General features: G+C 59.2%; 21 protein-coding genes and 3 pseudogenes. 10 read left to right on the forward strand and 14 right to left on the reverse strand.

Going from position 1 to position 22959, the window contains the following annotated elements:
- Window positions 1-43: 43 nt before the first annotated feature.
- A complete protein-coding gene (locus AC0L2Y_RS27865; protein ID WP_473560899.1) occupies window positions 44-1225 on the forward strand; it encodes an extracellular catalytic domain type 1 short-chain-length polyhydroxyalkanoate depolymerase in 1182 nt (393 codons plus the stop codon).
- A 362-nt stretch (window positions 1226-1587) separates the two neighbouring features.
- A pseudogene (locus AC0L2Y_RS27870) lies at window positions 1588-2159 on the forward strand (SOS response-associated peptidase family protein).
- A gap of 27 nt (window positions 2160-2186) precedes the next feature.
- Here AC0L2Y_RS27870 and ligD read toward each other — a convergent pair.
- Both ligD and AC0L2Y_RS27880 read right to left on the reverse strand, forming a co-directional pair.
- Complete coding sequence (gene ligD, locus AC0L2Y_RS27875; RefSeq protein ID WP_473560900.1) at window positions 2187-3194, reverse strand: non-homologous end-joining DNA ligase; 1008 nt, start codon at window positions 3192-3194, stop codon at window positions 2187-2189.
- 1270 nt (window positions 3195-4464) lie between these two features.
- Entirely contained in the window at window positions 4465-5550 is a 1086-nt protein-coding gene (locus AC0L2Y_RS27880; protein ID WP_473560902.1) for an HPP family protein, read from the reverse strand.
- 682 nt (window positions 5551-6232) lie between these two features.
- Between AC0L2Y_RS27880 and AC0L2Y_RS27885 the strand changes: the two genes are divergently transcribed.
- On the forward strand, window positions 6233-6394 hold the full coding sequence (locus AC0L2Y_RS27885; RefSeq protein ID WP_473560904.1) for a hypothetical protein: 162 nt from the start codon (window positions 6233-6235) through the stop codon (window positions 6392-6394).
- 292 nt (window positions 6395-6686) lie between these two features.
- On the opposite strand, the gene AC0L2Y_RS27890 is transcribed toward AC0L2Y_RS27885, so the two are convergent.
- Window positions 6687-6869, reverse strand: a complete 183-nt coding sequence (locus AC0L2Y_RS27890; protein WP_473560906.1) for a hypothetical protein — start codon at window positions 6867-6869, stop codon at window positions 6687-6689.
- Between the two features lie 152 nt (window positions 6870-7021).
- Between AC0L2Y_RS27890 and AC0L2Y_RS27895 the strand changes: the two genes are divergently transcribed.
- Window positions 7022-8371, forward strand: a complete 1350-nt coding sequence (locus tag AC0L2Y_RS27895) for a hypothetical protein (RefSeq protein WP_473560908.1) — start codon at window positions 7022-7024, stop codon at window positions 8369-8371.
- 111 nt (window positions 8372-8482) lie between these two features.
- A pseudogene (locus AC0L2Y_RS27900) lies at window positions 8483-8677 on the forward strand (competence protein CoiA family protein); the annotation flags it as partial.
- A gap of 966 nt (window positions 8678-9643) precedes the next feature.
- On the opposite strand, the gene AC0L2Y_RS27905 reads toward AC0L2Y_RS27900, so the two are convergent.
- The 3 genes and pseudogenes from AC0L2Y_RS27905 to AC0L2Y_RS27915 form a co-directional block, all read right to left on the reverse strand.
- The gene (locus AC0L2Y_RS27905; RefSeq protein WP_473560944.1) at window positions 9644-10123 is read right to left on the reverse strand and encodes a ProQ/FINO family protein; all 480 of its coding nucleotides are present in this window, start codon (window positions 10121-10123) and stop codon (window positions 9644-9646) included.
- Between the two features lie 53 nt (window positions 10124-10176).
- A complete protein-coding gene (locus AC0L2Y_RS27910) occupies window positions 10177-10359 on the reverse strand; it encodes a hypothetical protein (protein ID WP_473560909.1) in 183 nt (60 codons plus the stop codon).
- A 45-nt stretch (window positions 10360-10404) separates the two neighbouring features.
- A pseudogene (locus tag AC0L2Y_RS27915) lies at window positions 10405-10548 on the reverse strand (ParB N-terminal domain-containing protein); the annotation flags it as partial.
- Between the two features lie 618 nt (window positions 10549-11166).
- On the opposite strand from AC0L2Y_RS27915, the gene AC0L2Y_RS27920 reads away from it, so the two are divergent.
- Window positions 11167-11676 carry a hypothetical protein gene (locus AC0L2Y_RS27920; protein ID WP_473560911.1) on the forward strand — a complete coding sequence of 170 codons (510 nt, stop codon included), beginning with the start codon at window positions 11167-11169 and terminating at the stop codon, window positions 11674-11676.
- Here AC0L2Y_RS27920 and AC0L2Y_RS27925 read toward each other — a convergent pair.
- Window positions 11651-11995, reverse strand: coding sequence for a hypothetical protein (locus tag AC0L2Y_RS27925; RefSeq protein ID WP_473560912.1), 345 nt, complete (start codon window positions 11993-11995; stop codon window positions 11651-11653). The two genes, AC0L2Y_RS27920 and AC0L2Y_RS27925, sit on opposite strands and share 26 nt — an antisense overlap.
- Window positions 11996-12781: 786 nt before the next feature.
- Between AC0L2Y_RS27925 and AC0L2Y_RS27930 the strand changes: the two genes are divergently transcribed.
- A complete protein-coding gene (locus tag AC0L2Y_RS27930) occupies window positions 12782-13114 on the forward strand; it encodes a MoaF-related domain-containing protein (protein WP_473560913.1) in 333 nt (110 codons plus the stop codon).
- 13 nt (window positions 13115-13127) lie between these two features.
- A complete protein-coding gene (locus AC0L2Y_RS27935) occupies window positions 13128-14774 on the forward strand; it encodes a tyrosinase family protein (protein WP_473560914.1) in 1647 nt (548 codons plus the stop codon).
- Between the two features lie 143 nt (window positions 14775-14917).
- Here AC0L2Y_RS27935 and AC0L2Y_RS27940 read toward each other — a convergent pair whose 3' ends face one another.
- The 6 genes from AC0L2Y_RS27940 to AC0L2Y_RS27965 form a co-directional block, all read right to left on the reverse strand.
- Window positions 14918-15181: a DUF2958 domain-containing protein gene (locus AC0L2Y_RS27940; protein ID WP_473560945.1), complete on the reverse strand. Its 264-nt coding sequence runs from the start codon at window positions 15179-15181 to the stop codon at window positions 14918-14920.
- Window positions 15111-15812, reverse strand: coding sequence for a DJ-1/PfpI family protein (locus AC0L2Y_RS27945; RefSeq protein WP_473560915.1), 702 nt, complete (start codon window positions 15810-15812; stop codon window positions 15111-15113). The genes AC0L2Y_RS27940 and AC0L2Y_RS27945 overlap by 71 nt, the downstream gene beginning before the upstream one ends.
- Window positions 15809-16585 (reverse strand): copper chaperone, encoded by a 777-nt coding sequence (locus tag AC0L2Y_RS27950; RefSeq protein WP_473560917.1) that lies wholly within the window; start codon window positions 16583-16585, stop codon window positions 15809-15811. The genes AC0L2Y_RS27945 and AC0L2Y_RS27950 overlap by 4 nt, the downstream gene beginning before the upstream one ends.
- 1 nt (window position 16586) lies before the next feature.
- The gene (locus AC0L2Y_RS27955; RefSeq protein ID WP_473560918.1) at window positions 16587-18176 is read right to left on the reverse strand and encodes a tyrosinase family protein; all 1590 of its coding nucleotides are present in this window, start codon (window positions 18174-18176) and stop codon (window positions 16587-16589) included.
- Between the two features lie 188 nt (window positions 18177-18364).
- Window positions 18365-18610, reverse strand: coding sequence for a hypothetical protein (locus AC0L2Y_RS27960; RefSeq protein ID WP_473560920.1), 246 nt, complete (start codon window positions 18608-18610; stop codon window positions 18365-18367).
- Between the two features lie 7 nt (window positions 18611-18617).
- A complete protein-coding gene (locus tag AC0L2Y_RS27965) occupies window positions 18618-20114 on the reverse strand; it encodes a S8 family peptidase (protein WP_473560922.1) in 1497 nt (498 codons plus the stop codon).
- A 515-nt stretch (window positions 20115-20629) separates the two neighbouring features.
- Here AC0L2Y_RS27965 and AC0L2Y_RS27970 point away from each other — a divergent pair.
- Together AC0L2Y_RS27970 and AC0L2Y_RS27975 are read left to right on the forward strand one after the other, a co-directional pair.
- Window positions 20630-21043 (forward strand): hypothetical protein, encoded by a 414-nt coding sequence (locus tag AC0L2Y_RS27970; protein WP_473560924.1) that lies wholly within the window; start codon window positions 20630-20632, stop codon window positions 21041-21043.
- A gap of 168 nt (window positions 21044-21211) precedes the next feature.
- Complete coding sequence (locus AC0L2Y_RS27975; protein ID WP_473560925.1) at window positions 21212-22135, forward strand: hypothetical protein; 924 nt, start codon at window positions 21212-21214, stop codon at window positions 22133-22135.
- 411 nt (window positions 22136-22546) lie between these two features.
- Here the strand turns inward: AC0L2Y_RS27975 and AC0L2Y_RS27980 are convergent, their stop codons facing one another.
- Window positions 22547-22939, reverse strand: coding sequence for a hypothetical protein (locus tag AC0L2Y_RS27980; RefSeq protein WP_473560927.1), 393 nt, complete (start codon window positions 22937-22939; stop codon window positions 22547-22549).
- Between the last annotated feature and the right edge of the window lie 20 nt (window positions 22940-22959).

Raw genomic sequence — 22959 nt, forward strand, 5'->3', positions numbered from 1 at the left:
GCAGCGTGGCCATCGTAGCGACCGACCCACAAGGAATACTGTTTTGCGAAAAATCTCCGACACCATCACCCGCCTTGCGGCATTCCGCGCCGGGCAGGGTTTTCAGACCAATGGCCAAGGCCGCGATCGGTTATCGGATCTGGCCGATTTCGGCTCGAATCCGGGCGCCTTGCGGGCGAGGATCTATGTTCCGGGTGATCTGCCTGAAGCGGCGCCTCTCGTCGTTGTGCTGCATGGCTGCACGCAGACCGCGGCCGGTTACGACCATGGTTCCGGCTGGTCGCAACTGGCCGATCAGGAAGGTTTTGCCCTGCTGTTTCCCGAGCAGCAACGCGCAAACAACGCCAACCTCTGCTTCAACTGGTTCGTGCCCAGCGATACAAAGCGGAACGGCGGAGAGGCACTTTCCATCCGCCAAATGATCGAAACAATGGTCCTGGCCCATGGCCTCGACCGTGGGCGCATCTTTATCACCGGCCTCTCTGCCGGAGGCGCCATGACATCGGCCATGCTGGCTTGCTACCCGGAGATTTTCGCAGGCGGCGCGATCATCGCTGGCCTGCCGTATGGAAGCGCGAAGACCGTCCCTGAGGCCTTCGACCGCATGCGCGGTCATGGCATGCCCTCGGAACGGCAATTGCAGAAAGCCCTGCGCGATGCCTCGCCGCACCAAGGTCCTTGCCCCTCGATATCCGTCTGGCACGGCTCCGCCGATCAAACCGTAGCTTCTTCCAACGTTGATGCGATCATTGCGCAATGGCGGGCCGTTCACGGACTCGATGCACGTTCGACCCGATCAGAAATGGTGGATGGTCATTCACGGCGCGTCTGGTGCAATGCCCAAGGGCAGGAGCTGATCGAGGAATATCGCATCGCCGGAATGGGCCACGGTACGCCACTTGACACGGCCGGCGACGCCGCGCTTGGCGCTGGGGGACCGTACATGCTGGACGTCGGTATCTCCTCTACCCGGCATATCGCGCGGTTCTGGGGAATAGCGAAGCCGTGCGTAAAACGAGATGCGAAGATCAAGCCGGCAAAAGCCAACAACGAGGCGCTCGCGCCCGGTTTCGCACGCGCTTTCTCGATGCCCAAGGCTGGGGTTCCCAATGTCCCTCACTCTGCGAAACGTGCAAACATCCCGCCTTCTCAGAAGCTCAACTCCGCCGCGGAGATACGAAAAGTCATAGAGGACGCCCTGCGATCGGCAGGCTTGATGCACTAGCGTCTCGGCGAAACAACACCACTTTAGGACCTCTACCCGATCAGCAAAATTCGATAGCGAGCCAACCTCTTCGGCCAAGGTGAGCCTGCGGGGCTTGCCAACGCCTGGCGGAGCTGAAGCCCCAAAGGGTCTTCACCCGTTCGGGCAGCCATCCCTGACGCGTGCGAAGAGGAAGGGGTCCATGTTTACCGCGATCCGGCGTGCGCCAAGGCAGCTCTGCCATCTCAACATCGCCGCCGCAGCCGCCTTATGATCACGCGGGTTCGTCGAGCGATGCGTCGGAATCGAAAACCTTCCCGCTCATGGTCGAGCGAACATAACAGGATCACGATCGCGGTGCGATGCGATTAGACGGAGGACCGATGTGCAATGACTATCGATTGACGTGTGGATGTCGCTTCCATCGTGGAGGACTTCGCTGACCTGAAGATCAAGATCCGCTTCGGAGAAGGAGCGCCGAACCTCCAGGCGCGTGAGGACATCAAGATCACGGACGTGGCGCCGATCATCAGGACTATCGAGGGCGTCCGAGGCGCAACGTCGCTGGAGCTGGCCCGGGCCGAACAAGCGGCCCGTCTATGATTTCCGTTCGGAGGCCGGGAGTTCTCGTCGAACCGGTACCTCATGGTGGCGGACGGCTTCTACGAGTTCACCGATCCGAAAGACCCCAAGAAGAAGCGCGAAAGGACAAGTGGCTCTTAAGGACGAGCCGATCTTCTGCATCGCTGGAATCTGGCTTGACACGCCGGAGGTCGGCGAAGCATTTACCATGCTCACGATGGAGCCTGGGCCCGATATCGCGCCCTATCATGACAGGCAGATTGTTATCCTCGATCGCAGCACGTGGGCGGACTGGCTCGACCCTAGGGTGTCGTCGAAGTCGCTGATCAAGGCCCTTCCCCCCGGCACACTGCAGGTAGAGCAAGTCGGGTGACTTGAACGAAACGGCGCCCGATGTCGATCAGGGATGGGGCGGGGAGCACACCACCTGCCGGGCTGGCTTGTCCTGACGCTCGCCTTGGTACGAGACCTGGCGCAGGAGATTGTCTTCCGTCCAGGTGAGATAGGTGACCTCGACCACCACTTCAGGCCTGACCCAATGCACGCGCGACAGCTCAAGCGGCGAGCCAAACCGGCTCTCGCGCGGCGGCGGAACGTCGAGGGGCATTCGAGCTGTCTGAAGTGGCCCAAGCCGGCGGGCCAATCGCTTGAGCTCTGCAACCGTGATGCCCGTGCCGGCGCGGCCCGCGTACAGCAGACGACCATCATCGGTGTAGTAGCCGAGAAGCAGCGAGCCGATGTGCGGCCGGCTTCCAGTCGGATCGGTCCAGCCGACGATGATGAATTCCTCTCTGTTGAGACACTTTGACTTGACCCATACGCCGCGATTGCCGGATGCGTAGGCGCGGTCGATCAGCTTTGAGATAGCGCCTTCGAGTGCAAGCCGGCAGGCGTGCTTTCGGAACGCAGGCCCGTCGCCTATCACGTGATCGCTGAAGCGCAGGCCAGGCATGTCGGTCGAAAACAGGCATTCCAGTCGCGCCTTGCGGTCAATGAGCGGCAGCGTCGCAATGCTTTCTCCGTTCAGGAACAGAAGATCGAAAGCAAAGAAGACAAGATCGCCCGTGCGGCCCTCGTCCATAGCGGCCTGCAGGCGGCTGAAGGAGGTGACCCCGTCTGCCCGAACTGCGCACAGCTCCCCGTCGACATATGCCTCTTTCACCGGGAGCGCGCGGAGGGCCGCTATCGTCGCTTGATAGCGATGCGACCAATCGAGGCCGGTACGGGTGAGCAAGCGGATGTCGCTGCCGTCGATCCGCGCGTGCATGCGGTATCCGTCGTACTTGATCTCATGAAGCCAACCGGGGCCGTCGGGCGCTTCGTCGACCAGGCGCGTCAGCTGAGGCTCGATCCATTTCGGCGGATGCGTTTTATTCGGCTTTGTGGGATTCACCGTCTTCCGCGCCAATTGAGATAAAGCGTCGTCATGCGGGCCAGACTACCACATGATGACGGTGTATCGGCTGCAGCTTCTACCGGAAATCCCACGTGTTCACCTTGTGCTGTCGATGTGCTCGTAGGGATCGACCAGATTCCTCGTCTGGGCAGGCTGCGCGGATCGGACCTGGAGAGCTGTGATGGAACTCGTCGCCGCGTCCGCGCGGGGTGGGAATCCTGCCTCCCGCGAGCTGATGCTGGCCAGCTCGCCGGACAGCGAGCTCCTGCGCCACGATATGCGCCACGCCCTCGCGCTGCACCCAGCACGACGCGCCGGAACTTCTCGAAGACCTTGGTCCAGACCACGAGGTTTGCGACCGCGGCTTCGTCGTCCAGCGTGGTGACCATTACACCCGTAGCGGTGCCCAACGCTGGCGCACGAGCACGAGGCCGGCGACGACATGAACCCAGCGTCGGTCGCGGGAGGCGACAACCCTCTCGAGCGTCGATGCCGAATCGCTTTCCAACTGCCTGCGAAAAAACCATTTCATCGATAGGAAAATCACTTCAACTACATTCACCCCTTCTTGGGCGGTATTGTCGGTCGTTGCTGGATTTGCTTGGCGTTTTTCGACTAATCATACCCGAATATCTGGAACGGAGGCACTGCTGAGCTCAGATGGCTTGTCGAGCCTTGCCGAAACCTGCGGGCGGGCGGCAGGTCGATTGTGGAAAGGATAACGGTGCGGAATTCGGCGGCTTCTGCCTATTGCCCTGACTAAGGCCACGGCCCGATTCACCGTGCAATGTCAGAAGCTGTTCGACGCGCGGTGATGGAGTTCAGAGCCGGACACTGATGCAGATTGCTGACATGGTCTGCGGCAACTGCCCGGAGGGTGAAACCATTTTCGGTATCGCAGCAGCAGCTACCTGACTGAGTTCTTGCAGGACTGTGAGACGGAATATGTTCACCGAAATGCGACACGCAATTGCTGGGTGGCGGATACCCTGCCGGACATACTCTCCAAGCCGCAGCCCGGTCCAAATGTTCCACCCGAGGCGTTCGCCCGGGTGGTCAGGACACTCATGGACCAGAATGACGCGATCAACGAGCCGACGGACAGGCCTAGGGCGCTTACCATGCTGAATGGAGCATTGGCACGTAAGGGATTCGAAGCTTTCTATGCCGATGACAAGCAGTGCTATCTTCGCCACCTGTCGACCAACACCATCGGCAGGCCTTCGCCCTCGACATGCGCCTGCCGGCAGAAGGGTCCGAACCTGCGATAGTCGGATGGCCACTATGCTTCTGCTTTGAGCGGCGGCTCGTCTGCCGTTTGCAGGCGCGCCGCCGCCGCCAGCAGGTCGGTCTGGGTGATCACGCCGAGGATGCGCCGCTCGGCATCGATGATGACGGCGGCATGGCTGCGGCCGTCGGTAAGTACGGGAAGGAGGCTCATCGCCGGCGTGTCGGGCGAGGCGGTGCCAGCCTTCGACGTTACGCCCTTGACCGTATCGGTCGCTCGCGTCAGCTCGCGCAGACCGACGGCGCCGACCAGCTTTGCCTCGGCATCGACCACTGGCAAGCTGCGGATGTTGTGGTCCAGAAGCTGCTTTCGGGCTTCGTCGGCGGTGGCATTTTCCGGCACCGAAATCACGTCACGGGACATAATGTCCCGGCACAGCAGCGTGCGGTGCGAGCGCGCCATCGCCTGCAGCTCGACCTGCCGCAGCAGCCTCTCGATGTCGTCGCGGCCAATGTCGAAAGTTTCGTCCAAAGCAGCGAGTGCCGCATCGACATCCTCGGGACGGAAGCCGACGCGCTTCGCGGGCGGCGGATCGCCGGTACCGTGGCTGCTGGCGGCGGGTGCATGGACATGCGGATAGTTGCGCCGTGACAGCCGGTGGAAGACCAAGCCGAGCGCCACCAAAATTGTCGAGTTCAGCGCCACCGGCACCAACGGGAACAGGAAGCCGAAGCTGAGCACGGCCGGTCCGCCGAGCACGGCCGTCAGCGCCGCGGCACCGCCCGGCGGATGCAGGCTACGCGTGAATGACATGGCGGCGATCGCCAGCGCCACAGCGATGCCCGACGCGATCACCGGGTCGTGCACGAAAAGCGCCACCGTCACGCCGACCATTGCAGAGATCGAATTGCCGCCGATGATCGACCAGGGCTGCGCGAGCGGGCTCGACGGCACGGCAAAGAGCAGGACGGCGGAGGCGCCCATCGGGGCCACCAGCAGCGCCACATGTGGCCCGCCGCCCATGGCGAGCCCGCTGATCACACCGGTCAGCGCAATGCCGATCGTGGCGCCGATGCAGGCGAGCAGCCGCTCGCGCAACGTCGCGCCGGCGAGGATTGGGACGAAGAGGCGAACCCCCATGCTAAGCCTTGGAACGAGTGGAACTCTGCGGTGTCCGCAATGCCGCCGAAGCCACGGATTTGAAAGTCAAACAAATCCGAATGTTCACGGCCAGGGAGAATATTATTGCGCGCAGCGACTTCGGCAGTCCGCCGCCAGCGGCTTGTGCTTTTAAGCCGCGTCACAGCCTTGGCGCTACTGCAAATGGAAGCCGTCCCGAGTTTCTGGCCGGTCGAGCGATCGCACGCGCAGGCTTGCGGCGGCAATCGGCGGGTGGCGAACATCGCCGCGAACGCGGACAGCAAATCGGAAGCCGACTCCCGTTTGTGCGATCTCGAGAGGGCCTGAGGAATGCCACACAGTAGCGGCTCGTCAATCATGCGGGGCGTAGCCAAGAAGCGTCACAGCACCTGCCCAATCACATGTGACCTTAAAGACCCGGCACCCAGATTGTGCCGAGTCTTTTTGTGTCGTTAGGGTAGCCTGATCCAATTGAGCGGGTCAGGAATAATGTCCCAGTACGGCGATCAGGAACCTTCTTAAGCCGGTCACCGACTTCATAAAGCCGACGGGAGCTGCAACGACTGACTAGGAATGCCCTCCGAACTTGACGGTGTCAGCCCCGAACGCGCCTTGTTGCCGTGTGCCAGTCCTGACCGACAGCGGATTGCGACATGACGGCTTCTCCACATCGGAGGTAACCGTGGCGAAGGTGCCGGCGCGCGAGCGCCAGGGAAGGCTGGTTAAAGAGCCGGCCCGCTTGCAGGAATCGAACTCATCGATGACTGAGGCCTCGGCATCCTCGATGCTCATTGCCTGGCAGGACGCCATTATGGCGTTTCTGCGTTCTGTCTTATCGCTGTGACATTTGCCGCACAGGATGAACGACACTCTTTCCCGCGTGAGGTGAGGCGATGCAAGCAGGTTAGAGTGACGTGCGGCAGGGAGGGCAGGAGACGATGGCAAAGGCTGAAACTCGGCAAGATGGCGCAGACCGTCACGCTCTCTAAAAGAGACTGTTCTTCAGAGAGTGTCGTCATAATCGATTCTGCGTCGGAAGGCTCGGCCGCCTGAAGGAGGACGATGGCGATGCGTTCGCAGACAGTTCAGTGTTCTGCAAGTCTCTAGGTTTCTTTGTGCGCGAGAGCCCCCGGCAGTTACTTGGCGCCTGCGATCGGCTTCTTACCCTGCTGGATGGCGTCGACGGCACCGCTGAACTGATCGCTGCGCTGAAGCGACGTCGGGAAAGGATCTTCGCGGAGCGAAAAGCGATCGACACCGCGATGAAGCAACCCGATCCGCCGCTCGTCGGATGGAACGCACCATAGGGCATGAGCCATATCTTTAGTCTCCCGCTTCTTCCACTTCCCGCGTTGGCTATGCAGCGAGGCCAAAAAGTGGCGATGCAGTTCTCCTCATCTCATAAAAAAGGTTTTGATGCAGATCTGCGGGTCATAAGATTCTTGGATGAGATCGATTCTCGGAAGAAGCAATGAGCCGTTCCTCTACGCCGCAAAAAAGAGAGCACCACTTCTACGTATCGATAGCCAAGTTCCTTTTCTATCATCCTGAATATGGCATTGTGTCCGTGAGTGACCCGATAAGGCGCATGGATGCAGAACGGCATGGGCTTAGTCCCCTGATACTCTACGGACTCACCGTCGCTGGACTGCCTCTTCGATGGATGACTTTCGCCCCGGTCCTCCAGCCCAAGGCGTTCTGTGAGGTGTTGCTCGACGCCTGGACAAAGGCCGACGGTTTGCGCGGCCTGCCGGACGTCCTCCGGGTCAGCCGACATCTTGCAAAAGCCAGCCCGACGCTATCAGCGGACATGGCAAGAATCGGCGTTCGACTCGAGATCGCTTCTACCAAAGAGGAATCCCTTCCGGCGTCATTGCGCTCAGCGCAGGAAGCCGGCAAGTGGCTGCCGAGAAAGCACGAGTTGGATGATGCATCACTTGCGCAAGCCGTGCAGACCCTCTGCCGCGATGCGCAAGACGACCACAATTACAATGCCAGAGGCGGCGCTCACGGGCTAAACAACCGACAGCTTGAGGGTCAAATTCAGCAGTGGTTGGCGTTGCCGACGCGACAGCCGGGAACAATCCCGTCTGGAAGACTGGATTGGCAGCCCGGTCCATGGTTGTCGTCCTGGGAAGCCGCACTGCCGCCGGATCAGCCTCGTTACTTCAACCGAAGCAGTTCTGACGGCACAACCTGGCTTCTCGCAGGAGGAGAGGCGTCAGAAGCCCCCATCGAGGATGACGATTTCTCAACTGGGTTTGACCACGACAACTCAGCGGAAATAGCCAAAGATCTCTTGGCATGCTGGCCCAATCCGCCAGCGAAAATAGCCAATTCCGCCGAGATCACCTTGCGCAACCTCCAATGGTTTGTCTCGGGGAAAGTTGCCCTGGATCGCACCGCGCGCTTCAGATTGGAAGACGTGTTGGGCATTGAGTATGACGACAGTGTGGGCTGCTACACCGCGGCCGGACCGTACGTGCTGATCGCGCAGAAGCCCCAGGCACTCGAGAAGATCTACGAGGATATTTCCGGTGGAGGGGACGCATGTCCATGTGAAATCGTCCTATCGCAATGCCGACCCGAGCTGGAGATACGTGCTGATCAACGCGTTCGGAAAGCCGCCGACTTTTGTCATGACGCCCCGCGGAGAAAAGATCGGGGGGCGTCTTCCGGACTTGATGATCAACTACTTTTTCGGGATGTGGTGTCCACCTGCGCCCGCGCATGCCGGGAGCCTGCCGCCAATGTCCGGGAGATGAGAGACTTTGCAAAACGCTATGAAGAGCAGTGGATTGGTTGCATGTGGCAGCCGTGATGAAAGTCAATCAGTCGCAGGCGAACAGTGCTGATTCGTAACGAATACGACGCCCCGCCGCTGCACCGGTCGGAGGTTACCTTCTGGCCGCTTAATTTCGGTGATTGAAGCATGACGAAACCTCGGCTCGGGCAGCTCTTCGACTGCACAGAACAGGGCGCAGCCTTTGTGGCGGAAGCTGCCGACGGAACACTCGTCCATATTGATGGCGTACCCTCTGGCCTTGCATGTGCATACAGCTGTCCCGGCTGCGGAAAGCGGATGGTGGCCAGGAAAGGCGCCGTCAAGGTCCATCATTTCGCGCATCATTCGGAGCGGGACGGCAGCAAATGCATATCACCGGGAGAAACCGCACTTCATAAATTCGCGAAGAATATCCTTGACGAGCGGCTCGAAATCGCGCTCCCGGAGATGGTCGTTGAGGACAGCGACGACCGCGAAGTGGTGGTTCAGCCGATCAAAGTAACATTCGAAGCGGCTGTTCTTGAAAAGAGGGCTGAAACCGTCGTTCCGGATGTCGTCCTGGAATTACGGGACCGTAAGCTGATCGTCGAGTTCAAGGTCACCCACGCATGTGCCGAGGTGAAGATCGCACGCATTCGATCGATGAATGTCGGCGCGATAGAGATCGATCTTTCCGCGTACCGGGAACGGCCGCTGGATGAGCTCGCGGAGGAAATTCTCTACAACGCTCCAAGGATCTGGCTCCACAATCCGCGGGAGACGGGTGCCCGCGCGCGACTGGAAGAAAGGGCTCGCAAGCGGGCTGAAGCCGGGCAAGAAGAAGTCCGGAAATACTCAGCGAAGTATCGTCATCGTCAGCCCGCGAGTGATGAAGGAGGCGACGCTTGCGAGAACTCGGTGCGCCGTGACGGTCTTCGTCGCCATTGGATGCCGCCGCGACCGCTGAGGGTTTCACCGCTGCGATCCGCGCCCTCGATCAGCGAGGGCGGGAATTGGAGTGGGAGGAACGGGCACGACGCCACAAGAAGAAAGCGGTGGGCGATCTGGAGGCTCTGGCGCGATCACGATACTACAATTCCGATCATGCAACCTTGTGGATGCGGAGTTCTCGCCGGGAGCTTGGTGGAAAGTCTCCTGCCGAGTTCACTATCGATGACGCGACACGGGACCAGTGCGCAGCCCTCCTTCCGACGAAGCGCTCGCATCGATAGAACCCCGTTTTGTGACAATTCGGATCGGCACGGGGCGCCATGTGCTCCGACCCTCAGGGGCTGTTCCGGTCGGCACGAGCCCATCGGTCAGCGGCGATCAAGCCATCGGCTTTCGAAAGGACCGGCGACGTTTCGTCTCAATGACTATTCCGGTCGGGCTGTCGGCGGTATTCTTCGCCTTGTACACGGCGGTTCGCTTCGGTTTTGGTTTGGGTGGCGCTTGAGGCTCTGCCCTTGGCTCCGGCGTTTGCTTGGTCTCTTGCTTGTCCTTGCGGGTGCAAAGCAAAGCCTTGGCGGTCGCCGCGTCCGCATCCGAGACCACGCCGGCCGGCTTGCCATCGAGATCGACCCGTGCGGCGCCGGCATCCAGTCTCGCCAGGTATCTGGCCATCCTGGTATACGCCAGCAGGGCTCTCCTCAATTCATCATCAGACAGTTCGCCGTCAAGCACCCGAATGTCATGATGGATGCCGATCTTGAGCGGCCTGGGCGCTTTCGGATTGAACGCCGCAGGCCACTTGGCCGATAGGTAGCGGAAAAGCTGTGCAGGCGATTTGCCTCGGCTAGCGCTCAACATCGTAAGCCTCGCCCGATTTGTTTTCGTTTTCGATTCGGACCTTCCTAGCACTGTTATGCGATGATTATGCAAAAATGGGCATTCGTCCCGCAGGGCAAAGCAGCAGGGCGGTCACGATAGGCAATCACCTCATCCACCGCGTGCATTGGCTGGCGCTGGTCATTCTCTGCCAGCGAAATCTCGGTGTCGCTGCCTTCCTCGCGCATCATAGCCCTGACCGGATAGTCCTTGGTCACAGCCACGCCTTGCACGCTTCGCCCCTGGTCCAACAGCAGACGCAGGGCCCCAAGCCGCCGCCCTCCGGCGACAACCTCAATTTTCGTCCCTTTCGCGGCCCTTCGGGTCACAAGGTTGTGGATGAGGCCGTGAGCCTCGATGCTGGCGGCCAGTTCGGCCTTACCCGCCTCGGAATTGACGCGGCGGACGTTAGCCTTGCTCGCACCAGCTTGCCGCGCGGGATAGTGATTTCAGCGGTATTCATGGACTTGCTCCTTTGATTGTCGTTTCAGGTCTCCCCGTTCCCTACGGGTTCAGGTCACCTGAACCCCTGCCTCGCGGCGAGTAGCGGGGAGAGAGGGGGCAAGTCCCGGGGGCGGAGGGGTCTCCCCGGTCTGCACGGAGCGAAGCGGAGGAAGATGGGGGAAACCGCCCGCGGCGGCTTGCTGGGAGAGAGGGCCGTGAGCCTTTCTCCCTTCAGACAACAAACGTGCCGCCAGGCAATATCGGCGCAGCCGTGCCGCGAAGCAGCCACAACAAAGAAGGGCGTACAAGGCAGAAGCACCGAAATGCCCGCCAGCGGGACTGAGTCAGTTCGGTGCTGGAGAAAGTTCGTGGCCCTGAGACCGGTTCAACAGGGCGGCCGTAGGAGCATCAGCATAGCGCAGCCTTCAGGCGGGATGCGGGACCGACAGCCCCCGGCGAAGGGCGCAGCTCTCTTGTGCAGGTTGCGCCCGCTATTTGCTACGGATTTCGCTGCCATCCTGCTTGCCTTATTGGAATTTTGTGCTACACATTTCGTAACCTGTGATACAAGGACGAATGACATGCCTAATGAATCGAAATCGGAAATTCTCCGCGCCCGGGTCTCGGCACGCACCAAGTTTGATTTCGAGGTGATATGCCAAGCGCTCGGCAAAACAGCTACGGACCAGTTGCGAGAACTAGTTGAGACGTTTGTCCGGCAGCACTATGGGGTGCTGGATGATCGCGTCACGGTCCATATTTTCCAGCCGGCGGACTACGAGCCTGAGGTGCGCCGGGCGACCATCAAATTAAGGAATCCGACCGAGATGATGTGGGGAGGAGCGGCAATACCTTTCGCACTCCCTGAGTTGCCGAAGAGACGGCTAATTAGTGACCCCGAGTACAGGGCCGTCGTCGAAAAGGCAGATGGCCAGGCCACCCTTGGCGGAGTATTCGAGCAGGGCGAGTGGCGCGGTCATATCTATTCCAACGGATCCGCCGAAGCCGACAATCCGACTTCGATTGAGCAAGTTCGCGACGCCCTTTACGGAACAATTACGACGATCATCCAACGTTTTCATCCTGGCTGACGCGCAGGCCCCGTAGGCGACGGGTTATGGTCTTCGGACGGTCCAGATTATGCCCCGCTTGCGGGCTCTCGGGCTCGAACAATTGCTTATGCCCCACATGCATAAACCAAAGCACGCGTTTGAGATGACTTCGAAGGGCTTTGCGGGCGCGGGCGCCCTTGACGCCATGTTTGGTTTCGAAAGGCGAATGTCCGTCTGGATATTTTCGGAGTGCCTTAACCTCCGCATACGAAACCGGCCGAAGTTTTTTCAACTCTGCAAGCGGCCGGCGCATTTCAATGCCTGCCTCTGCATGGAATGCCGCTAGGGTGTTCTGCAAGTCTACTACCCTGTCCGGCAATCGAGGCCGCTGCTCTGCCATGCGGTGGTCGATGGCATCGCCAACTGACACGTTCTCTCTGAGCGCTAGGAGAGTATCCAAAGAAGCGGTCCAGCCGCCTTGTCTGCCTGGCGCTTGTTCCGTCCATGGCCTCAAACATAACGCCTTCTGCGGATGTGCTTTTTGATCACTTGGCTCGCAAACGCCGCAAGTTTCGGGTCACATTGCCCAAATAGAAGGCGACGACCAGCAGATTGCGTTCAGCGCCAGCAACGGAGCCGATTGGCTTGCACTCTCCACCAAGAGCATCAAAAATGCCGAGATCTTAAGCGGTTCCGCCCTCGGCACGAAAAAATTTCGACATGTGCAACTGACACTCGCGGCTACCTCGAGCGAGGCGGATGCGATCAATTCACAACTCGCGTCTCGCACCAACGGCGACGCGGATGTTTTCGCAATTTGCCCACGACCCCGCCCCCGACGTGCCCCAAGGGACGCCGCGCGAGGTGGATTGGTGATCATTGGGAATGTCGGCTACCGGACGGCTCTTCCTGATGATGGGGAGAACCCAATGCGTGCGCCTATGGCGCCGCAAAGGCATGATGCCGCTGCTTGAGCAAATGCGTTGCGCGCAGCGAGTTAGATGAACACTACCTTCGATTCTATCCTTTCAATTCGAGAACTTTAATGGTAGGTTTGATACAAACAACAGCGGGTATCTATACTTCTCGTATTTACAGCGCGTCGTCATAAAACTGACGACCGCGTGAACGTTGGGGCAACCTCATGTCGGCGGTTAATTTTCCAGGTGTTGGGCATAAGTATGATGTCCGCTTCAGCAAATTCCATGTCCATCTCTACTTTGCCTCGGAGACGTCGATGACCTATTGGTCTATCGATGCGAATGGGAACGAAACCGGTTCCGAGACGGTAACGACCCTCATAAAGGACTTGGGCAACAGCGTTTATCTGGTGACCTGGCAAGAAGCCAGCGGCGAAGCGGTCGTGCATATCGAAGACTTTGGGGCTGGGCGGATACATACGCATATCGTCTGGTGGGATGCGGATACAAAATCTCCCCAGCTCATGACGGACAACGGGCCTTTCACACAAATCTAACCGGAGACGCGTCATGAAAACGTTCGGTACTCCTGTGACGCGCCGTTCCTTTTTGCGGGCGAGCGCGGCAGCGGCTGTTCTCTCCAGTGTTTCGGGGTCGCAGAGCACAGCTGCCGCGCCGAAGCTTCGCTACTCCATCCTCGACCCAAAACTTCCGGCCAATATTGTTCCGACGATGAAGGCGGCAATCACCAAGATGCTGGCGTTGCCGCCGTCGGATCCGCGGAACTGGTACAGGATGGCCATCCTCCATGCGGTGGATTGTCCCCATGGGAACTGGTGGTTCCTCCCATGGCACCGCGCCTATATCGCCTCGTTTGAGGCGATTTGCCGTGAACTGACGGGGGATTCCGATTTCACCCTGCCTTATTGGGACTGGACGGCGGATCCCGCCGTGCCTGCGGTCATGTTCGAAGGTGTTCTAAGTCCGACGGACAATGCCTATGTGGAAACTGCTGCCGCGTTCCGAGCTGCGTTCGAGCCGACCGTCAAGGCAGCTGATTGGTGGGCGATTGTCAAAGACAAAGACGGTATGCTCGATGCGGGAAGCCCCTATTTCCAACTGCTGTCACGGGCTGTCAGATTTCCGGATGACCTGTGGTTCGATGTTTTCGACAATCCGATGGGTCAGTTCTGGTTTGACCGGAGCCAAGGGCGCGGCCTCGATGCGAAGGCGCCCGAGCTTGACGCGGCGACGCAGCGATGCGTTTCGCCACTTTACGTCTTGGCGGCCCTCGGAGCGAGCGACTTCCTAACCTTTGGTAGCCCCAAGGCACCTGCGCACAGCGCGATGTCGGGCTTCGGCATTCTGGAGCTCTATCCCCACAACAACGTCCACAATTGCGTAGGAGGCGGCCCTTACAACAACGGCAAGGGCGGCTACATGCAGAACAACCTGTCGCCTCTCGACCCGATCTTCTGGCTCCATCACGCGAATGTCGACAGGCTTTGGGACGTTTGGACCAGAAAGCAGGCTCTCTTGCGTCGTGCCGCCCTTCCCGATGGCTTCCCGGTGAAGCCCGGCGACAAGCCCGTGCCGCGTTCTGACTTCGACAATTGGGCGCAAGAGTCGTTTCTCTTCTTCGTGGATGCCGCAGGGAACCCGTCGACCCGCAAGAGGGCGGGCGACTGCTACGATATTGCGACCTATGATTACGCCTACACGGCTGGGTTTGGTGAGGACGTGCTCAAGATAACGCTGGGGAACGACGCCTCCGTCGCGATGACAGCACTTCTAGGCACCGTCTCCAACGCCACCATCGGTTCTTCTGACGCTGGCGGCTTGGTCGAGATTCCCTTCTCGCTTTTAGCACGGGAGGCGAGCCCTGGCGAACCGCAACTAACGCTCCGTGTGACTCTGGATTTGCCGCCGTCCAGGCACGCTCCTTTGGAGGTTTTCCTGACTCCGGGCGGGCAGACAGAAGCAGTCTATGCCGGAACGCTTGCCCTATTCGGTACCCATATGTTGCATTGCCCATTGACGTTTCCGATTCCGATGGAGCCAGTGCTGCGTGACCTGCGAGCGCGCAACGCACTTCCCGCCACATCGAGCTTTCAAGTTCGCGTTGCACCGGCAACGAGTGCGGCGTCGATGGGCGATATGCCGCCCATGACCAAGGCCCCGGCGGGATCTATTTTGAGCATCGCCGTGACCAAATGACTGGCCTGCCACGCGCAGATCGCTTGGCGCCAAACTCAGTTGCATGGAACCGGTCGCGGGCTGCCGCTACAAGCCGCCGGCGCAGAGAAAGCGCGACGTGCTACAAGGGCGTCGGTCAACGACGCCCTTGCGATGACAACCGCCTAGGTGCGAATTCGGCCAAGGCATCGAACCTCGCTGCCATAAGCCGACAGCCGCTTGCCCGGTTCGAAGTTAAGGTCGCGCTCGACCGGCAAGCCGAGTTGCCCGGGGAGCGAGGATAGCTCCGAAAGGCTGACTTTTCCGATCTCCGGGCAACCAAGCCCAAGGTCACAGAGGCCAAAGGCGATGTCCGGTTCATCCGGATCGATTTCCGTCAGGAGCCAGGTCGCGCCAGCGTCCGGCGTGAACAGCTTGACGACGGGAATGAAGTCGACTTAGCCTGCGGTGCCGCGGACTGGTTGTTGCTGGCGGCCATTGGCAAGCAGTTGGTCCCGAAGCATTTGGGTCAGTGCCCGTTGGTTGGTCATGGTCTTTTCCTTTGGTTGGTGTCCCGGAGGACGGTTCCAAAGGAGCGCCCCGAGCTGGCTTGTCCCCAACACGGGAGCGCAGCGAATGGGAGCGGGAACCGACCGGCCGCCTTGGCAATGACAGCTGGTCACGCGCGCTTTGATGCGGCGCAGCGGCACTGTCGCCGACGTCGATTACGATGATCTCTCTGCCGATCGGGCTTTGCGACTGTTCGCCGCGAAGGACCGTGTGCACCCTGAAGTCAGCCAAGGGATAGTCCAACAGGTGCGGAACCTTCTGCTCCAACCAGTCGCGAATGGTTGCCATCGCGCTCGGATTGCCGCCAGGCACCCAAAGCACGTCAACGTGCGTATCATCGTCGTAGGAGTGTGTGGCCAAAAATCGAAAACCGTCACGTGTAACGACCGGCGTATCCACTGATCTGCCCACGAGCCTGACTTCGAAGTCAGGTATCCACTTCAGCACTTCGTGAGGGCCGGAAACATCCAGAAGGTCTACTTCATCATAAACGGGAATGCTGACAATCATAACGCGCCTCGAATGACTGGCAGGTGAGTTTGAGAAAGGCTGAGCGAAAGCCGGCCTAGAGCGGAGAACCAGCTAGGTTGTCGTGGTTCACGGGTGCGCTCAAACAAAGATACGGACATGCCAGTTGCCATGACCGACCACTGAAGCAAGCCGCTGCTGAGAAGTGCACAGAGCATGAATGCCCAACAGGTGCCGACACACCAGAAAGCACGTATGAAACCGAACATAAGATCATCCCGCACGGCCTCAAGCCCGAAAGCAGCCAGGGTTGGCCTCCTGTGGCAGCGGTTGAGTGAAAGTTGCTTCCAGGGGGTGGCTTGCCACGACAGTGCTATGCAAGCCGCGACCACGGTCGGATCGACACCGATCTCAAACAGCAGAACCTGCATAAGGATCGCGGTCGATATCAGGAGCGCGCCTGCCGCGATCCAAACGAACGTGTACGCGCCCAGAAACAACCCTATCGCGCGCCATCGACGACGGCTTAGGCTTTGTCGCCAAAGATGCAGCAATGGGGCCGATAACAGGGGTGGCATCATGGCGACGAGCATTGCCAGCCAGGAGCCTGCCGCAAGGACGAGGTCCGCGGATGCAAAAGTCGCTTCCGCTCTTGCGGCGATCTGTTGTCCAAAAGTCGTGGCCGACAGGCAGAGGTCGGGCATTGCAGGAATAACCGCCGAGCTGGCCAGGAGAACCCATCCGGCCACCGTCAGAAAAAGAATTGGTCGTGGCACTCGCGATAGTGCGATCCAGGCGACGGCGGCCGCCCGCATCTCACTGTTCCTGCCGATAGATGCTGACGCGCCCTATGGAGATATCGTCACTCGTGGCTCCTGGCACAGCAGCCACCAGCTTTACCGATAGCTCGTCTTCCAAGCCCGAGGTCGCGTGTTTGGCATCGATGATACTCGTGATGTCAAACGAGGCAGTGACGCCATTTCCGGAGGAGGCGGTTGGGTGACTGACTTTGCTCACACCGAACATGGACAACGAACCGGCCAGATGCTCGGTGTCGTCCTCAGGATCGACGTCATCGGGGAGACCAACATAAACGTAGAATATCGCCGCGTCGCTCGGACTTTTCACGTTTTCCAGGTTGAGAAAGACCCGGTCCGGCTCGCGAGCAATGCCAGGGCCGACGGACAGTGCTTGCGAAAGCCTCTGCTTTTCGCCGCTGTCCAGTTTGATCGTGGTCTCAACGACATCGCTGTTAAGACGTACAACCGAGCTATTTGCTCCCACAAGGGACGGCGATTTTGGCGGTGCCATTTGAAGGCCCCCTGAAAGCTGGGATGCGACTTGAGGCGAAATACCTAGTCGTTCGAAACGGACCGCTATCCGGTCTGTCGCCTCCGCAATCTGCGTGTCATCATCGTAGAGATATCCGAGTTTCGGCGCTTCGGTATCCAAAACGTCACGCGGCGTGAACGTATAAATCGTACCATCAACTGCCGGCATTGTGAAATGCCGGTCTCTCGGCCCGTTCAGCCAATCGGGATCGGTCGGATCGGCAAAAACGTCAGGCCCATCATTCGGTCGGCGTACCTGCCTCAACCACACCTTCCACAAGCGGTCGATATTCGCATGGTGCAACCAGAAAATCGGGTCCAACGCTGCGGTATCCGGATTGGTCATAAGACCGAGGTCGAACCGATCCTGGCTGAGCCCATTGCCCTTGAAACCTCCACCGACCCAGACATGCACCGGTCCATGCGGTTGTTGTTCCAGGCCACCGAACTTACTTTCACCTTCATCGCCATGCCAGAAGGTGGTCTTGACCCCGCCAAAACCGGCGGGCCCCTCTCCAGGCGTACCTTCAAAGAACTTCTCGCCGAGCGCTGGACCAATCGGCACAACCCTTCGATCGAGGATCAGCGGCGTCTGAACGTTAGGGACCTGGGCCGATCCATACCTGCGGGTCACATGGAGGAAGTTTCGACTGCCGTCCGGCCACTGAGGCTGTGCGAACGCCCGAGGCAGTTCCAGACTTCGCCTGTCGCTTGAGTAGTCCCAGTAAGGCAGCGCCCAGTCGGACGGTCCATGCAACTTGACGATTTCATCACGGAGAAGGGCCTCGAACGCTGCCAGATAACCACGATGCCACGGTAGAAAAAACCATGTGAGATGCTGGCATTGATTCCAAAGTTTCCGCAGTTGCTGACTGTTCGGCAACGGCGTTCCCTGAGGTATGTATCCAAATTTTCGCCAGACCTCTTCATCGATACCGTGCATGGCCGCGAGTGACCACCAACTGGTGGGGTCAGAAAGGTCTCGCTCCTGAAGTTTGCCTATGGCCCTGCTGTACCACAGCAAGGTTTCGTCATTTGGCGGCAGTTTCCAGACGTTTCGGCGAACGAATGACATGATCTCCCCCTCGAGCAACACCATCTCTCGGGCGAAAGCCCAAGGATGCACGCCAATATACTTGAAGTTGGAGTTGGCGCAAGTGCTAGTCTATCGCTCGAAAGTATTCGTCAAGTGAGTTCTGGCGTTCAAAAATCCGCAGCTAGGTTGTCGCTGGACCAACCACCAGCAGAAGAGAAGCCGGCAGGTTACCAGCCGATTTTCTTCGTGGTATCAGGGACGGAGTACCGCTTGACCGGGATCGCCTTCCATCCGGTCAACCCCTGCGTGGCGGAACGTATGGTTTCTTCGTCACCTTCGACTAGTAACGAGGAAGCCTTTTCGTCAACAACGACGGCACCAGCACGACCGACTCTCTTGGCGGTCTCCCTTGAAGATGGCGCAGCCGCGTTTTCCTTCCGCAAAATTACCTGCTGCATCACTGTATCGCTCATGATCATCCTAACCTGGAAGCCCGAACCCCTCATAGTCCCGGCCAAAGCCAAGGGGCGTCGCTGATCCGAACAGCTTGTCTCTCAGAGCGGTACTTTTGCTCGCGCCGGTCAAGCCTAATATAGTAGCGTCCGCGGCCAAAAGATAGGCTGCGAACCCAGCTAACGCGGGGCTCGCCATCGAGGTTCCACTCATTGCACCGAACGTGCCGCCCGGCAGGGTAGAAACCACCCCGACGCCAGGGCCGGTTAGATCTATCTGCGGCCCGAAATTAGAGAACGCACCCAGGAAGGTCTGGTTGGACCCATGCGGCTTGGCGATATCGCTGCTTTCCGATGAAGGCGATGGAAAGGAATCCGTCCAGCCCGCAGCCGATACCGCCACGCAAAAAGGCAATGCAGCTGGGTAGCTCACGGGCTTGCGGCCGTCATTGCCCGCGGCGGCGACGACCAGAACTCCATTATCCAATGCCGACCCGATCGCAGCCCGCACCGCTTCATCCTCGGCTCCGCCGCCGAGGCTTAGATTAACGACATGGCAGCCATCCTGAACAGCTCTATCGATCGCGTTCATGATGTCATAGTTGGTGGCTCCACCTCCTTTGTGAGGAAACACCCGGTAGCTTCTTAAAGTTACACCTGGCGCGATCCCCGCAAGATCGATGCCGCCAGCCGGTCGCGCCCCGACAATGCCTGCGACGTGGGTCCCATGTTCACCGTCGAGAGCGGCTGGCCCCCAATCGGCAACCTGCCCTGGATCGTCCTTCGTTTCATCGAGGACCATGTTGGCACCGCCAGACACATTTGGTAATAGTGGATGGTTTGGATCGATGCCGCTGTCGACAATGCCGACCACAATGCCCTCGCCAGCTGTGAACGGCAGGCTGCCTCTGAACCGGCGCAGTGCCAGAAGACTCTGTGTGAGGTCGATCTGTTCCAGTTGCAGGCTGGCTCCGGACGAAAGCGTGAAATTCCGCTCGAAGCGACCCCAGTAGCGGGGCGGCCCGTAGACATAGACCCGCTCCAAGGTGGTGCCCGGCGCAATCCGGAGTCGAACGTTTCCGTTCACATCGGTCCTGCCCTCATCACCAGCTCTCGTGCGGAAGTTTGTGAAGGCGACAACGCGCGCATCGGCGAGTGGATTGCCTCCCAAATTTTCGATCCTCAGGACGCTCCCTTGAGCGGCTGTGGCAAACACGGTCGCCGCAGCTTCGCGCTGTATCTCGTATATCACCCGCATTTTCTCGTAGATGACGACAGGAACGATTTTGAGCGATGGTTCCTCGAGCCTTAGCTCAAGCTCCGCTTTAGGCGTCATCTCAACGAGCTTCGGTCCATCGACACTGACGGAATCGATGACCTCGATCTGGCTAACTGCAACCCGCGCCGCAGGAGCTTGGCCCCCGACGGCCGCTGCCAGCGAAATCGTCGACCGAAGGGACGCGGCCTGGGCCAGCGTCTGAGACTTAAAACCATGTGCAGGAAGAACAACATATCGCTTGAGCATTGATTCATCCCCCAAAGGCAATTGACATCGCCGCGTCTGCCACATCCCCGACGCTAAGGGCTGGCAGTATGCTTACTTACAAGATGATGGTGTTCTCCGCCAGTAATCGAAGACCAGATCCTCCGCGGCAAGCTCTATGGCACAATGCCCCGACGCATTGCGGTTGGCGACGTCACGACGAACCCGTTCGACTTCTCTCTCGCCGTAGCGAGGCTCGGACGCAGTGGAGCGTCGCCAGCACTGCCGGCTTCATCCCTCGCCGGTGCCGACGCGACCGCGATAGATCAGCTTGCCATTCTCGTACGTACCAAGGATAGGCGCCATTCAGAGCTGGAAGGGCAAAGCCCCAATGTCAATGTATTCGCCAACGGGTCTGAGCCCGGCTGGGTGGACGTCCAGGACGGCTTCCGCGCCGGATCGCTGGAGGGCTACGCGCGGTGGCCGACGCCAAGCCCCTTGCAGGGTAGGGAAAATCATACTCTAGCGATACTAGACGCATAGTAACGGAGATACTGATGATTCCCACGCATGTTATTCCCTACCGGCACGGAGAGCTTCGCATTGGGTGGGCCTCTTGGGACGACGGGACCTACACCGCTCGCTCGATCAAATGGGCCTATCGCGATGGCAGCGGAAAAATCTCTCGCGGCTCTCCCGAAATTCCTTTCGATATCTTGCTCGACATGATCGATCTGGCGACATCCCAAGGCGAGCTAACACCCCACGTCAAACCTGCGACAAAGGTGCCTAAGGATGTGGCGCAGGCCACGAAGCTCGAACTTGTTGACGAGCGAAAGGCCCTGGCCGCACGGCTTGCGACGCTTCAGGTGATGATAGCGGAAGTTCCTTGGGCGGAATGGCAGCCGATCTACGACCAGCTTGGCACTCGTTATGAGGCTGTCATGGCAGAGCTCGCCCGCCGACCATAGGAATAGTCAGTGGAACCAGCGTACGCCTGTCGGTCGGACGCGGAAAGCGGCCCCGGCCTAAGCCGGGCAGAGCGCGCTCGAGGCAGTGGGCCGGTGCTGTATCGGACGCAACACGGGATTCTGGACATTCTGTGAAGAGAGATGCACGTCGCTTCAGGAGGAGAAAGAATGTCGGAATTCGATCGGCAGCTTAGTTTCGAGGCCAAGCAAACCTTGGCAGAGATGGCCTGCGACGATAACCCAAACTGGTGGCGCGACCTCCTCTCGCTCTGGGCACCTAGTGGCCACGAGGGAGGGCTCCGACTTGCTATCCGCAATGGCTATATGAACTTCTATTCGTGCGGCCAGTCGGTCGCCCGGATCGCGTTTGACCGAAAGGGAACTGCGAAGCTCTACGTTCACCGGAAATATGTATCCGGCTCTCATGATGGCGCTCAAGATTATGTGAAGCTCCTTGCCGGACAGGGGTGCGACCGACAGGGTGAGATCTGCGCGTGGGGCGGAGCCTCTATGCTCCGCTCCTGGATCGCGAACTCGGTGAAGCATCGCGGACCGGAGAAATGCGATCTTGAAAAGGCGGTAGCGCAGATGCCCACCGTGATCGACCTGGAGATGGGTCTGCCTGCCGGCGAAGGTCAGAAAACACCGCTGCGGATGGACATGGTGGCGCTGGAGCGGACCGGCGATTGCATTCAGCTCATTTTTTGGGAAGCAAAGATGATCGGTGACAGACGGCTACGCTCCCGCACCACGCCGAAAGTTTTCGAACAAGTAGAAGCCTACGAGCGCTTCCTTGAAGATGATCGAAATCGCCAGCGGGTCATTGAGGCATACCGTCGAACCTGCAAGCTGCTGCGCAACTTCAATGTGGTAGCTCAGCAGATTGCCCACGTCCCGCCGATTGACGAACTCATCCTCGAGGCCGCGCGTGACGACGGACAGCTCGACGTCGCTCCGACTCCGCGGTTGCTCATCTTTGATGACGGCGCAAAGAGGGATGAGAAAGCCTGGCAGGGACATGTCCTCAGATTGTCTGAGCGGATGCCGGTAACGGCCGTGCCGCCGCGTTCGCAAGTCGAGCTCGCCGCTTGAGCGAAATCACGCTCACGGTCCATCGTCCCGCAAAGGAGATTGGCGGCGAAATAGTTGTGACTCTGAGCGAACGAGTCCCTCGACGGCGCCATCGGCGTTCAGCGGAGCGTGCTTTATCTTGTTTGGCCGCAAGAGGCGAGATGTTGGTCACCCCCAGGATCGCAGGATTTCGGCACGCTGGTATACAGGGTGCGTTCCAATGTTACCGCAAGACCGGCGTGCTTTTGTATTGCCCACCGACCGTGAAGATCACCTCGTTGTCGATCTCGGATAGCTGAATAATCTTTCGCGGCCGACTGCTCCTCGCGGTGACATGATGGGTGAGAGGATTTATGAGGTTTACGGCTTGGCGTTGTTTAGCGTGAAACCGTTGCGGTACCTACCCTCAAATAGCGCCAGTCACGTCCAGCGTCATGCGCGTGGCGGAAAGATGGAATCAAGTTCAGGCATCATTTTTCTCAGAGCGTCCAGTTGGCGAAACCAGACCTTGTCGTTAAGCGGCGTGAAATTTTCCTCGCCAGCCTTGCGGATGAAGGCAGCAACTAGCCGACCGCGACCGAACGGATTGGGGTCTAGGACGTGAATATTGGGATTCATCACTAATCTGAAAGTGTAGTTTTCGAACTGAAAATTCCAAAGGTCCAAATTGGCTGGTAGCCCCTCGATCTCGACATCGCGGACGATTTCCAACCCTTTGAGCGTCACGTAGCTCGGCTCAAGCATACCCACGTTAAGCCGATACTTGGCGAGAATCGCCTTCTTCGAAGTCTTCCCAAACACCGTCGACAGGAAGTGGTTAAGCATCATCTTACCCTTGGGTTGTT

Source organism: Mesorhizobium sp. WSM4830, from assembly GCF_055811495.1.

Bases quoted from the DNA above. Each gene is read 5' to 3' on its own strand.
- AC0L2Y_RS27880 (WP_473560902.1), bottom strand. From the start codon at position 5,550: ATGGGGGTTCGCCTCTTCGTCCCAATCCTCGCCGGCGCGACGTTGCGC.
- AC0L2Y_RS27890 (WP_473560906.1), bottom strand. From the start codon at position 6,869: ATGGCTCATGCCCTATGGTGCGTTCCATCCGACGAGCGGCGGATCGGG.
- AC0L2Y_RS27895 (WP_473560908.1), top strand. From the start codon at position 7,022: ATGAGCCGTTCCTCTACGCCGCAAAAAAGAGAGCACCACTTCTACGTA.
- AC0L2Y_RS27905 (WP_473560944.1), bottom strand. From the start codon at position 10,123: ATGTTGAGCGCTAGCCGAGGCAAATCGCCTGCACAGCTTTTCCGCTAC.
- AC0L2Y_RS27920 (WP_473560911.1), top strand. From the start codon at position 11,167: ATGCCTAATGAATCGAAATCGGAAATTCTCCGCGCCCGGGTCTCGGCA.
- AC0L2Y_RS27930 (WP_473560913.1), top strand. From the start codon at position 12,782: ATGTCGGCGGTTAATTTTCCAGGTGTTGGGCATAAGTATGATGTCCGC.
- AC0L2Y_RS27935 (WP_473560914.1), top strand. From the start codon at position 13,128: ATGAAAACGTTCGGTACTCCTGTGACGCGCCGTTCCTTTTTGCGGGCG.
- AC0L2Y_RS27945 (WP_473560915.1), bottom strand. From the start codon at position 15,812: ATGATTGTCAGCATTCCCGTTTATGATGAAGTAGACCTTCTGGATGTT.
- AC0L2Y_RS27950 (WP_473560917.1), bottom strand. From the start codon at position 16,585: ATGCGGGCGGCCGCCGTCGCCTGGATCGCACTATCGCGAGTGCCACGA.
- AC0L2Y_RS27955 (WP_473560918.1), bottom strand. From the start codon at position 18,176: ATGTCATTCGTTCGCCGAAACGTCTGGAAACTGCCGCCAAATGACGAA.
- AC0L2Y_RS27960 (WP_473560920.1), bottom strand. From the start codon at position 18,610: ATGAGCGATACAGTGATGCAGCAGGTAATTTTGCGGAAGGAAAACGCG.
- AC0L2Y_RS27965 (WP_473560922.1), bottom strand. From the start codon at position 20,114: ATGCTCAAGCGATATGTTGTTCTTCCTGCACATGGTTTTAAGTCTCAG.
- AC0L2Y_RS27970 (WP_473560924.1), top strand. From the start codon at position 20,630: ATGATTCCCACGCATGTTATTCCCTACCGGCACGGAGAGCTTCGCATT.
- AC0L2Y_RS27975 (WP_473560925.1), top strand. From the start codon at position 21,212: ATGTCGGAATTCGATCGGCAGCTTAGTTTCGAGGCCAAGCAAACCTTG.
- AC0L2Y_RS27980 (WP_473560927.1), bottom strand. From the start codon at position 22,939: ATGCTTAACCACTTCCTGTCGACGGTGTTTGGGAAGACTTCGAAGAAG.